The 12,784-nt window shown below is 58.1% G+C and carries 9 protein-coding genes and 1 pseudogene; 3 read left to right on the forward strand and 7 right to left on the reverse strand.

The annotated features are described in order from the left end of the window. Position 1: 1 nt before the first annotated feature. A complete protein-coding gene (locus AAGD24_RS11195; protein ID WP_305936836.1) occupies positions 2-1,591 on the forward strand; it encodes an ABC transporter ATP-binding protein in 1,590 nt (529 codons plus the stop codon). A gap of 104 nt (positions 1,592-1,695) precedes the next feature. Next, a complete protein-coding gene (locus AAGD24_RS11200) occupies positions 1,696-2,481 on the forward strand; it encodes an enoyl-ACP reductase (protein ID WP_036205512.1) in 786 nt (261 codons plus the stop codon). Between the two features lie 46 nt (positions 2,482-2,527). Here AAGD24_RS11200 and AAGD24_RS11205 read toward each other — a convergent pair whose 3' ends face one another. Then, the gene (locus AAGD24_RS11205; protein ID WP_036205924.1) at positions 2,528-2,938 is read right to left on the reverse strand and encodes a PilZ domain-containing protein; all 411 of its coding nucleotides are present in this window, start codon (positions 2,936-2,938) and stop codon (positions 2,528-2,530) included. A gap of 29 nt (positions 2,939-2,967) precedes the next feature. Beyond that, the gene (locus tag AAGD24_RS11210; RefSeq protein ID WP_379865119.1) at positions 2,968-4,791 is read right to left on the reverse strand and encodes a DUF1631 family protein; all 1,824 of its coding nucleotides are present in this window, start codon (positions 4,789-4,791) and stop codon (positions 2,968-2,970) included. 124 nt (positions 4,792-4,915) lie between these two features. On the opposite strand from AAGD24_RS11210, the gene AAGD24_RS11215 reads away from it, so the two are divergent. Continuing rightward, positions 4,916-5,989, forward strand: coding sequence for a 3-deoxy-7-phosphoheptulonate synthase (locus tag AAGD24_RS11215; protein ID WP_036205509.1), 1,074 nt, complete (start codon positions 4,916-4,918; stop codon positions 5,987-5,989). A gap of 2 nt (positions 5,990-5,991) precedes the next feature. On the opposite strand, the pseudogene cobA reads toward AAGD24_RS11215, so the two are convergent. From cobA to AAGD24_RS11240, 5 genes and pseudogenes are all read right to left on the reverse strand, one after another. Continuing rightward, a pseudogene (gene cobA, locus AAGD24_RS11220) lies at positions 5,992-6,813 on the reverse strand (uroporphyrinogen-III C-methyltransferase); the annotation flags it as partial. 14 nt (positions 6,814-6,827) lie between these two features. Then, positions 6,828-8,102 carry a serine--tRNA ligase gene (gene serS, locus AAGD24_RS11225; protein ID WP_041333307.1) on the reverse strand — a complete coding sequence of 425 codons (1,275 nt, stop codon included), beginning with the start codon at positions 8,100-8,102 and terminating at the stop codon, positions 6,828-6,830. Positions 8,103-8,192: 90 nt separating this feature from the next. After that, complete coding sequence (locus AAGD24_RS11230; protein WP_305936834.1) at positions 8,193-9,536, reverse strand: replication-associated recombination protein A; 1,344 nt, start codon at positions 9,534-9,536, stop codon at positions 8,193-8,195. Next, on the reverse strand, positions 9,536-10,192 hold the full coding sequence (lolA, locus tag AAGD24_RS11235; RefSeq protein WP_036205504.1) for an outer membrane lipoprotein chaperone LolA: 657 nt from the start codon (positions 10,190-10,192) through the stop codon (positions 9,536-9,538). Before lolA ends, AAGD24_RS11230 begins: the two co-directional genes overlap by 1 nt. Positions 10,193-10,204: 12 nt before the next feature. Then, positions 10,205-12,784 carry a DNA translocase FtsK gene (locus AAGD24_RS11240; protein ID WP_379865121.1) on the reverse strand — a complete coding sequence of 860 codons (2,580 nt, stop codon included), beginning with the start codon at positions 12,782-12,784 and terminating at the stop codon, positions 10,205-10,207.

The raw sequence follows: 12,784 nt of genomic DNA on the forward strand, positions 1-12,784 counted from the left end.
TATGTCGCAACTGCTGGAAATCCGGGATCTGTCCATACGTTTTGACGACACCATTCAGGCCGTGGATCGATTGTCGCTGAGTATCGACAATGGTGAAACCGTCGCCCTGGTGGGAGAAAGCGGCTCCGGGAAATCCGTATCCGCCCTGTCCATCCTCCGACTGCTCGACGAACGCCACGCCAGTTATCCCTCAGGTGCGATCCTGTTCCAGGGAGAGGACATGCTGAAGGCCAGCCAGAAACGCCTTCGACAGATCCGCGGGCGTCACGTCAGCATGATTTTCCAGGAGCCAATGACCTCGCTCAATCCATTGCACACGGTGGAAAAGCAGATCAGCGAAACCCTGGCACTGCACAAGGGGATGCGCGGCCCACAGGCTCGTGCCCGTTGCGTGGAACTATTGGATCTGGTCGGCATCCCCTCGCCTGAAGAGCGCCTGACGAGCTACCCTCATCAGCTCTCCGGCGGCCAGAAGCAGCGCATAATGATTGCCATGGCCCTCGCCAACGAGCCGGACCTGCTGATCGCGGACGAGCCGACAACAGCACTCGACGTCACTGTCCAGAAGCAGGTACTGGAATTGTTGAAAGACCTGCAACAAAAGCTGGGCATGGCCATCTTGCTGATCACCCACGACTTGTCCATCGTACGGCGCTACGCAGACCATGTCGTGGTGATGGAGCAGGGACAACTGATTGAGGAAGCTCCGACAGCGAAGCTGTTTGAAGCCCCACAGCATGCCTATACCCGACGCCTGCTTGACGCAGAACCACCGGCCTCGCCGTCGGGCACCATGGTCGACAACAAGTCGCTGCTGGACGTGAACAACCTTGATGTGCGCTTCGTTACTCGCAAAAGCCTGTTTGGTCGGCCTCAGTCGTGGTTTCAGGCGGTCGACGACGTCAGTTTCTCGCTCAACGAAGGCGAAACCCTGGGTATCGTTGGTGAAAGCGGAAGTGGCAAGACCACGATCGGCCACGCCCTGCTGAAGCTTACTTCCAGTCGCGGCAGTATTCGGCTCAGCGGCGAAGAACTCGGTCCACTCGACCAGAAGCAGTTCCGGCCATGGCGCAGCCGTATTCAGATTGTGTTCCAGGACCCATTCGGTAGCCTCAGCCCGCGGATGTCAGTCGCCGAGATCGTGCGTGAAGGCCTGGAAATACACGTACCGGCAACACCCGAAGAACAGGACCGAAGGGTCATACAGGCGCTCACCGACGTCGGGCTCGACCCACAGGCCCGTCACCGCTACCCTCATGAGTTCTCCGGCGGTCAGCGCCAACGCATTGCCATCGCCCGGGCGCTGGTGCTGCAGCCAGAACTCATCATTCTGGACGAGCCCACCTCTGCCCTGGACAGGACGGTGCAAAAACAGGTGATTAACCTGCTGCGGGATCTCCAGGACAAATATGGTCTAAGCTATGTGTTTATCAGCCACGATCTGGCCGTGGTCCGGGCACTGAGCCACAAATTGCTGGTACTGAAGAGTGGTCGGGTCGTGGAATACGGCGATGCCGCCGGGATATTCAATACACCAAAGCACGATTACACCCGTGAACTGCTTGGAGCGGCCCTGTTCTACAGCCAATAAAGCGCAATGACAGGCCACGCCCGATTACTACGACCAATTGAGCGTTACCCGCACCGCAGCGGTTCATGGATAATGCCTTAAACTGAAACACAGGGAGAATCGTTATGGGATTACTCAGTGGCAAAAAAGCACTGATTGTCGGCGTTGCAAGCAAACACTCGATCGCTTATGGCATCGCCGAAGCCTTTGCCAAACAAGGCGCCGAGCTGGCATTCACTTACCAGAATGAAAAGCTCAAATCCCGAGTAGAGAAATTCGCCGAAGGCTGGGGCAGTTCGCTGATTTTCCCGTGCGATGTTGCCAGCGATGACGAAATAGAAGCTGTGTTCACCGAACTGGGCAAGCACTGGGACGACATCGACATTATTGTCCACTCTGTCGGTTACGCCCCGGCCAACGAGCTGGATGGCAACTATGTGGACGTCACCACGCGGGAAGGCTTCCGCATCGCCCACGACATCAGCTCCTACAGCTTTGTTGCCCTGGCCCAGGCCGGTCGCAAGATGATGCATGAAAACAGCTCCCTGCTGACCCTCAGCTACCTGGGTGCCGAGAAAGTACTGCAGAACTACAACGTCATGGGACTGGCCAAGGCTTCCCTTGAGGCGAACGTTCGCTATATGGCCGGCAGCCTGGGGCGTGATGGCATCCGGGTCAACGCCATCTCGGCAGGGCCAATCAAGACCCTGGCGGCCTCTGGCATCAAGAGCTTCCGCCGTATGCTGGCCGAGAATGCCAGGCGGGCACCGTTACGCCGCAACGTGACTACCGACGAAGTGGGTAACGCTGCTGCCTTCATGTGTTCTGACATGGCCAGCGGCATTACTGGTGAAATCATGTACGTTGATGCCGGCTTCAACATTACCGGCATGGGCGAGTTGGAAGACTGAAGCTCCCGGTTTTCCCGGCAGGGCTTTCGGGCCTTGCCGGGACGACTTAACCCTCAGACATCGCCTTTGCGACGGCTTCCACCCACTCCAGATAGGACGTGTCATCCGACTCCAGTATCTGAAGTCCCACCAGCCAACTGGTTTCAGTGCTTGCACGACACCAGACAACCTCCACCATCAGACCAAACGGCTTATTGTCATCCTCCAGACTGACCCAGGCAGGTAAGAGCGCACCCTGGGTTACCGGTTCTGCGGTCGTCAACCGGATACCACGGGCAGAGACATCGCTGGTGCGTGATACCAGAGACCGTCCGGACTGATCCCCCTCGACATCCGGAATCGGTGATTCCAGCTCCAGGGTCACACTTGCGCTCGCAGCCAGCCGGTACTCGGAACGGTTATCCCCAGATTCCGGAGCATCCTCATAGTCGCCAAAACTGTAATCGATATCGCTCATGATCATCTATCCGATAGTGTTTTATCCGGTCAGTTTCGACCGACCCTGATACGGCCAACCACCCGCGACAGAGCGTCATCAAACTCTGCAGAGCTACCAAGTACGCGTACCCGGCCCATCACCACGTGATCCACGAGTTCATCCACCAGGAATTCGCGGCGATTCAGCCCCAGTCGGTCCACAAAAACCAACTTCCGGGAGGCATTGATCCGTACGGCCAGCTTCAGGCGAACGGCATCCTTGCCCTCACCGCTACTTTCCTCGACGATCCAACCACCCAGTTTGATGCCTTCCACCAACTCCCTCGCAGCGGTCTCCCGCTCCTGCAACAGGCGTTGCTGCTCGGCTTCTTCATCAGCGATACGTCGATCTTCTGCCGCTTTCTTCTGCCTTGCGAGTTCAGCCTGCCTGGCGGCTTCCTCCTGTTGGCGCAATTGTTCCGCTTCCGCCTTTTCCCGACGCAAGGTTTCTGCCCGGGCTCTCGCCTCCCTGGCGGCTTCTTCCCGTTGCAACGTCTGGCGTTCAAGCACCACAGATAGCGAGGTAATGGTTTCCGCCAACACCTGACCGAAGGGAGTCAATGGTGGTAATAATCTCAGGGTGCCGCTATCGAGAGCCGTGGAGAACCTTGGCCAGGGCATTAGTCCCAGTTTGACCCCGGCACCATTGGTCCAGAGCACTTCACAGGTATCCGGTAGCAGAGCAAAGAAATACCGACGTCGCTCCGCGGCGCCCTCACCTTCCACAAACCATTTTCCCAACAACGGCTCAACCTCGGCCTCGGGCGGTGCGGAAAACGACAACCAGGAAGGATCCCAGGAGAATCGGTCGCCTTCCGGCAACGCGGAAACCAGCTCGGGCGTTTCGCCCCTCAGACGATCCACCATAACCGACTGGATTCCTTGCAGGGCCGAGTCATCCAGGGGCTTACCGTTGACGCGGTTCCAGACGTCGCTGATCCGGTCACCAATTTGCTCCCCCACCGTATAGAGGCGGTTCCTGTCCTTGTCGGAAAGCGCCGGATCACCAATCCAGACAAGCCATTCCAACAGTTTGCTGGCATGCCGCCAGTTGTCGCCGTCGGTGCCTTCCTGCCAGACAATCTGCTTGATCAGGGCAAACCAGTGATCAAAGATAAACCGAACCACGGCTTGCGGCAGCTGACGATTCTGGAGGGCCCGGCCCACCAATGCCCTAGCCGTCTGTTCCGACTTTCTTTGACGGGCGGCGCCCTGCTCGGTTTCCAGCAACCGCTGACGTAAACGCTCATTCTGCTGTTCGCGCTTTCCCGCATCCTCTTCCCACTGACGGCAGAATTCGATAACCGGCCCGACGTCCCCGGAATCGAAACAGCCGGACACCGCTATGGTCAGTGAATCCAACTGATCCAGGAGGGCCCTCCCTGAGCGCCCGCCGGAACCACTCCATCCCCTGCAGTCCTGCAGGCTGTCAAGCCAGTGCACGATGGTATCGTTCAGCGCTCCGGCTCCCTCAAGGTTCATTCGCCAGGCGAGAAAGAACCGAAGGCGGGCAATTCGCAGGGCCAGTTCGGGATGGAGGCCGCTGGTCTTGAGAAACACATCCATGATTCGGTCCGCCACATAGGCGGAATTGATCTGCCTGACCGACCAGGTCAAGGATACCGAGCGGATAACGCGGGTCACGGGCTCATCCCGCTGCTCCGTCCAGCAGGACAGCAACAATGGGCGCCAGTCGCTGGCTGCGTCTGCAGCAACCTTTCCCGCAGGATAGGGAAGATCGGGTACACGAATGCCTGAAAGCACGTCCCCAATCCTCTTTACCACCTGTTTCCGAGACAGTACTTTGCGCTTTTTCTGCGTGCTCTGCTGCATCCGTTCCCCGCGCGTCAGAAGCGTTGAAAAGGTTAATCAAATAACGCAGTATAACCAACTCGCCGGGGTTTACCGCAACTAAGCGCCGGCCAGTCATGTTTTATGCGACGGGGATAACAACAGAATGTCGGGCACCAAACTAGAGAATCTGAATGTGGCGAGTCAGGAACCTTTGATTACCCCTGAAGCGCTCAAGCAGGAGATGCCGCTTTCCGGCAAGGCCGCGGAAACTGTGGAAAAAGGCCGCCAGGCCATCTATGACATCATGGACGGCAAGGACCATCGCCTGTTTGTGGTGGTGGGCCCCTGCTCCATTCATGATGTCGAAGCTGCCCGGGAATACGCCGCCAGGCTGAAGAAGCTGGCAGAAGAAGTCAGCGATACCCTGCTGATCGTCATGCGGGTGTATTTCGAGAAGCCTCGCACCACCGTTGGCTGGAAAGGGTTGATTAACGACCCCCACCTCAACGACACCTTCGACATTGAACAGGGCCTGCACATCGGCCGTCGTCTGCTCCTGGATATCTCCGAGTTGGGACTGCCCACGGCGACAGAAGCATTGGATCCTATCTCCCCGCAATACCTGCAGGATACAATCTCCTGGTCCGCTATTGGCGCGCGCACCACAGAATCTCAGACTCACCGGGAAATGAGCAGTGGCCTGTCCATGGCCATTGGCTTCAAGAACGGTACCGATGGCAGCCTGGACGTTGCAGTTAATGCCATGAAGTCGGTCTCTCACCCTCACAGCTTCCTCGGCATTGACCAGCAGGGCAAAGTCGCGGTTATCCGTACCCGGGGTAACAATTACGGCCACGTGGTTCTGCGTGGCGGCGGTGGCAAACCCAACTATGACTCAGTCAACGTTGCCCTGTGTGAACAGGCGCTGGAGAAATCCAAACTCCGTCAGTCGATCATGGTTGACTGCAGCCACGCCAATTCCAGCAAGGACCCGGCCATACAGCCTCTGGTATTGCAGGACATCACCCATCAGATCGTTGAGGGCAACCAGTCCATCCAGGGTTTGATGGTGGAAAGCAACCTGAACTGGGGCAATCAGTCGATTCCTGAAAACCTGGCCGACCTTAAATACGGTGTGTCCGTGACGGACGCCTGTATTGACTGGGAGACCACTGAAAAAGCCCTGCGTGACATGCGGGAGAAACTGAAGGACGTTCTGCCGAAGCGTCGGGGCTGATTTCAGCCCCCGATCCAGTCGAGCCTGCTTCTCAAGGTCACCACGTTGCCGATGATGACCAATGTGGGGGCAGGCACCGCATTCCTCTCCACCCTTTCCACGATGTTTGTCAGGTCCCCGGTCACAACCTGCTGATGGGGCGTTGTCCCTCTTGAAACGAGCGCCACCGGCATCTCCGGAGACATACCGTGGGCAACCAGTTGCTGGCAGATAATCGGTAGCCCGACCAGGCCCATGTAGAACACCAGGGTCTGGTTGTTCTGGACGAAATCCTTCCAAGGCAGGTCGCAGGTGTCATTCTTCAGGTGGCCGGTGACAAACCGAACTGACTGGGCGTGGTCCCGGTGCGTAAGCGGAATGCCGGCGTAGGCGGCGCAACCGGAAGCAGCGGTAATGCCGGGCACCACCTGGAAGCGCACACCGGCCGCCGCAAGGGTTTCAATCTCCTCGCCGCCACGGCCAAAAATAAAGGGATCACCACCCTTGAGCCGCACCACTTTGCGTCCCTTGCGGGCGAGTTCCACCAGGCGGCTGTTGATCTGATCCTGGGGCAAGGTGTGGTTAGCACGCTGCTTGCCCACATGAATACGCTCGGCGGATTCAGGAATAAGTGACAGGATTTCCGGCGACACCAGGCGGTCGTACAACACCACTTCCGCTGACTGGATCAGGCGCCACGCCTTCAATGTCAGTAACTCCGGATCACCGGGGCCGGCACCCACGAGTGCAACCTCCCCTTCGGAGCTATTCGGATTTTCCGTTACCGGATTCTTGTGGTACCGAACTGGTGCAGGCTTTGCACCAACGCCCTTCCATGGTGCATCGTCGAGTCTGTCACTCATTGTATTCTGTCTACGCCTCCCATATACGGTTTCAGGACCTCGGGAACCAGGATGCTGCCGTCTTCCTGTTGATAATTCTCCATCACCGCAATCAGTGCGCGGCCAACGGCAAGCCCGGATCCGTTCAAGGTATGAACGGGCTCCGGCTTATTGGTTTCCGGGTTACGCCAGCGTGCATGCATGCGCCGTGCCTGAAAATCCCTGGCGTTGGAACAGGAAGATATTTCGCGATATTTGTCCTGGCCCGGTAACCAGACTTCGATGTCATAAGTACGGGCGGCCGCAAACCCCATGTCGCCACCACAGAGGTCAACCAACCGGTACGGTAGCTCGAGGAGCTGCAGTACCTTTTCGGCGTGCCCGGTCAGCGCCTCGAGCGCCGCTTCGGAGTCCTCCGGGCGAACGACCTGCACCAGCTCCACCTTGTCAAACTGGTGCTGGCGGATCATACCGCGGGTATCACGGCCGTAAGAGCCGGCTTCACTACGGAAACAGGGAGTGTGGCAGACCAGCTTCAGGGGCAGTTCTGCTGCATCAAGAATGGTGTTGCTAACCAGGTTGGTGGCCGGAACCTCCGCCGTGGGAATCAGATAAAGAGGCTTCTCCCCGTCCATGCGGAAAAGGTCTTCCTCAAACTTGGGAAGCTGGCCCGTCCCAAAGAGCGTGTCTGCGTTGACCAGGTACGGCACATAGGCTTCCGTATACGCATGCTCGTCGGTGTGGAGGTTAATCATGAACTGGGCAAGCGCCCGATGCAGGCGGGCAACCGGGCCGCGCATCACAGCAAAACGGGAATGAGCCAGACGAGTGGCGGTCTCGAAGTCCAGGCCACCAAGGGCTTCGCCCAGGGCAACGTGGTCCTTTGGTTCAAAATCAAAGTGTTTGGGGGTACCCCAGCGACGCACCTCAACGTTATCGTCTTCGCTTTCTCCGGCCGGCACGGTGTCGTCGGGCAGGTTCGGTATGCTGGCGAGGAAGTCGTTCAATTCCTCCTGTAACACCCGCAACTCGTCTTCCGCTTCTGACTTCTGTTTCTTCAGGTCTTCCACTTCGTCCAGTAATGGCTGGATGTCTTCACCGGCCGCCTTGGCCTTGCCAATGGATTTGGATCGGCGGTTCTGCTCGCCCTGCAGAGTTTCCGTTTTCACCTGGATCGCGCGACGGCGCTCCTCGAGCTGATCGAATGTGGCTTTGTCAAAGGTGTACCCCTTGATAGCAAGGCGACGGGCGATCTCTTCAGTCTGGGTGCGGACACGTTTGGGATCGAGCATGATTATCCTGTTTCTGTTGTTCACGATTGACTGGGCATTATACCTGCGCGGCCGGCTATGACCACAGCGGGCGAAAGCGGCTAGCGGATTTCAGCGTTGCGGATAACGCTTGCGGTCGCTGTTGCGGTTCCAGTCGTCGAGCCGGCCACGCTTTTCGGCGAGTTTGATTTCCAGGCCCCGATGGACTGGCTCATAGTAACGGCGCTGGTGAATGGCCTCGGGGAGATAGGCTTCTCCGGCGGCGAATGCTTCCGGCTCGTCATGGGCATAACGGTATTCGTCACCGTGCCCCATGGACTTCAACAGTTTGGTGGGGGCGTTGCGCAGGTGAACGGGCACCTCATAGTCCGGGTCATTGCGGATATCGGCCATACACTGGTTAAAGGCGGAATAGACCGCGTTACTCTTGGGCGAAAGGGCAAGATAGGTAACTGCCTGAGCGAGCGCCAGTTCGCCCTCAGGGGAACCCAGTCGCTCCTGGGCCTCCCAGGCGTCCATGGCAATCTGCAGCGCCCTCGGGTCGGCATTGCCTATGTCCTCGCTGGCAATTCGCGCCAGACGCCGGGCCACATACAACGGATCACAACCGCCATCCAGCATGCGACATAGCCAGTACAGGGAGCCATCGGGGTCGGAGCCCCGCACAGACTTGTGAAGTGCCGATATCTGGTCGTAGAAGACATCGCCGCCTTTATCGAACCGCCTCAGGCTGGTTTGCAGCACCTGTTCCAGATGATCGGAGGTAATTCTGGCGGCGCCGTCTTCATCAGGCTCTGCAAGATCCGTTGCCACTTCCAGAATATTCAGCGCACGCCTGCCATCGCCGCCCGATGCGGTTGCCATCAGCTCCAGGACGCTCTTTTCCACGGTGAATCGCCCTGCCAGCCCCTCTGGTGAAGACAGTGACCGCCCAAGCAGTTCCAGAATGTCGGTTTCTTCAAGGTTCTTCAGTACGTAGACGCGGGTACGGGAGAGCAACGCACTGTTCAGTTCAAAGGAAGGGTTCTCGGTGGTGGCACCGACAAAGATGAAAGTACCGTCTTCAATGTGAGGAAGAAACGCATCCTGCTGGCTTTTATTGAAACGGTGAACTTCATCGACAAACAGCAGGGTGTCGCGCCCTTCGCTGCGCTTGCGGTCTTTCGCCCGCTCAACAATGAGACGGATATCCTTTACACCGCTGAGAACGGCCGAAACGGTCTCAAAGCTGAGATCACTGAGGTTGGCCAGCAGGCGGGCGAAGGTGGTCTTACCGACACCCGGAGGGCCCCACAGGATCATGGAGTGGAGCTGTCCCTGTTCAACCGCCCTGCGGAGCGGCTTGCCCTCGCCCACCAGATGTGACTGGCCGACGTATTCATCAAGGCTCGCCGGGCGCATTCGCGCAGCCAGCGGGCGGAAACCCTGCTGTTCCGCGAACAGGCTATCCTGCATCAGGCCCCGTCCCGGATCACATCCACGCTGTCAGGGTAATTCAGGGTAAACGCATTGTCCTCCACCGGGGCGTTCAGGCGAATGTCCTCGAAACTGAGAACGCTGAGCTGCGCCAGTGAATCCTGCATGCGCATTTCCTGCAGCTCACCATTATGGAAGGTCAGCCTCAGGGATACGAACAGGGAATCCTCGCTTCGCGGTTCCAGGGTGAACTCACGGATATTCTCCCCAGGAGAGCGGGAGGACACGCGATAGGTCTCATTGAGGTTATCAACCTCACCACTCAAAAGAAGCGCTGGTGTGGTCTGTACACGCTCGTCCAGGTTGTGGATGGTGACCTGTTCCAGATCAGGATCGTAGACTTCCACGGTTTCACCGTTGCTGACGACGAACTGTGAATGGGGTTTTCGGGTTTCCCAATAAAACAACCCAGGACGCTTGGCCTTCAGGGAACCACGGCTCTCCTGAACGCGATTGCCGTTTTCATTAACCACGATCTGAATAAAATCAGACTGGAAGGACTCGTAATTCTTGAGCAGCGCAGACAGATCCGCTGCGGCCTTTGCACTGGTATCTTCCGCCATGGCCGGCGTGATCACCGATATCAGGGCCGAAAACGCGGTGACCAACCAAAGGGCTTTTGCTGAAACTCTCATGAATCGCTACTCCTAATCTCTCGGTGGCGGTGGTGCCAGAACTTCACGGGCGCCATTATGCCCGGCTGCGCTGACCACACCGGATGCTTCCATGGCGTCGACCAGGTTCGCGGCCCGGTTATAGCCGATCTTGAATTTACGTTGTACGGATGAAATTGACACCCGCCTGCCCTCAGTAACAAAGGCTACTGCCTCGTCGAACAGAGCATCCCCCTCACTGTCACCGCCGCCTTCACTCAGGTTAGGCACGCCAGGCAGGTTCTCGCCTTCGGCCCCGTTCAGTACATCGTCCACATAAACGGGCTCTCCACGATCCTTCCAGGCACTGACAACCCGATGGACTTCGTCATCGTCTACGAAGGCACCATGCACCCGTACCGGCAGTCCAGAGCCCGGGGGCAGGTAGAGCATGTCACCATGCCCCAACAACTGTTCCGCCCCACCCTGGTCCAGTACCGTGCGGGAATCGATCTTGGACGATACCTGGAAGGACATCCGCGTCGGAATGTTGGCCTTGATCAGGCCCGTGATAACGTCCACAGACGGCCGTTGCGTAGCCAGAATCAGATGAATGCCGGCGGCACGGGCTTTCTGGGCGATCCGCGCAATGAGCTCCTCGACCTTCTTGCCAACGATCATCATCATGTCGGCAAATTCGTCGATGACCACCACGATGAACGGAAGGGTTTCCAGTTCCGGGCGTTCCTGCTCGTCATCCGCCAGGTACTCATCCGGCTTCCACGTTGGGTCCAGCAGTGGCTCACCCGCGGCGGCTGCATCCTTAACCTTGCGGTTGTAGCCGGCCAGGTTGCGTACACCCAGGCTCGCCAACAGCCGATACCGGCGCTCCATTTCCGCTACACACCAACGCAGCGCGTTGGCCGCGTCTTTCATATCGGTGACCACCGGCGCCAACAGATGCGGAATACCATCATAGATGCTCAGTTCAAGCATCTTGGGGTCGACCATGATGAAACGAACTTCTTCGGGAGTGGCTTTCAACAGCATGCTCAGTATCATGGCGTTGACGCCCACCGACTTGCCGGAACCGGTTGTGCCGGCCACCAGCAGGTGCGGCATCTTCGCCAGATTGGCCACCATCGGGTTACCGCCGATGTCGTTACCCAACGCCAGGGTCAAGGCAGACGATGAGTCCTGGAACACCCGGGCGTTCAACACCTCACTGAGCCGGACCATTTCCCGCTCTTCGTTCGGTATCTCGATACCCACCACGGACTTGCCCGGAATCACCTCAACCACGCGAACACTGAGGACCGCCAGGGAACGGGCAAGATCCTTCGCCAGGTTGGAAATCTTGCTGACCTTGACGCCTGGCGCGGGTTTAATCTCAAACCGGGTAATAACCGGCCCGGGGTTAACCTCGACCACTTCCACGGAAACGCCGAAATCCGCGAGCTTTTCTTCCAGCAACCGCGACATGTGTTGAAGCGACTCCTCGGAATAGCCCCTTTCCTTGTGCTCCTCCGGTGGGTCCAGCAGGGTTATGGGCGGAATGGTGCTTTCAATATCTTCCAGCAACGACGCCTGTTTGCTCTTGGCGCCATTGGTGCTGCCGGCGGACTGATCATCCCGCTTGAACGGGGATATCTTCAGGGATTTCCCGGGCGGCTTGGAATTCCCCTTTGGCGACGGTTTGGCCACCGGTGTCGTGTCATCCTGGGAGCTGAAGCTTTCCAGCCGAGCGGGTTCGGCATCATCAACTGGCAGTACGCCTTCCAGGCCCGGTTCTTTTCGCTCTGGGCGTGATGCAGGTGCCTTGACCTTTTCAGCACGCGGACCCAGGCCCAACAGGCGCCGCCACCAGGAGTTGCCTGCCGCCGGGGTTTTCTGGGTTGCCACCCTGTCCCGCACCGTGGGCGGCTCCGCTGGTTTCTTCGCGGGTTCGGGTGCAGCCGGGGCTTTTGCTGCCGGTTTGGGCTTTTCCTTGTCGGAAGAGGAGAAAAGGTTTTTGATGGCATTACCGATACGGAGCGTCAGATTGCCAACCTGATCCATCAGCCAGAACCAGGACATCCCCGTACTGACCGTCAGTGCAAACAGGAAAATCGCAATGAGCAGCAGCGTCGTGGCCGGCAGGTTAAAGAAGCGCACCATGGCCTCAGACACCGCGGAGCCCAGCACACCGCCCGACGTTACCCCAAGACCGAACACAGAATAGAGCGACAGTAGGCTTGTCGCCGACAGCAAGATCAACAGGAAACCGCCAAAACGTAGCAGAAACAGCGGCATGTGCATGTCGATAGGATCGTTCCGGCGGCGAATCAACATCAACGCATAGCCGGCGATCATTACGGGAAACAGAAAGGCGACATGGCCGAAAAAGTCACGTAGTAGACTGGCCAACCAGGCGCCCGTTCGGCCTGCGTAATTCTGCACACTGGTGTCGTGGCCAATGCTGGCCCAACCAGGATCCGAAGGGCTGAAGGTAACCAGCGCCATTCCCAGATAAATGCACAGTGCGATCAGGGCGATCACCGCTCCTTCCCTGGCCCCCTGGGCCAGGAAGCGACGGAACCGCTCCTGTTTTTCGGTCAACTCACCGGATTTTTTCGCTTTTACGCTCTCAGCCAT

Source organism: Marinobacter sp. M5B, assembly GCF_042604615.1.
Lineage (GTDB): Bacteria > Pseudomonadota > Gammaproteobacteria > Pseudomonadales > Oleiphilaceae > Marinobacter > Marinobacter salarius.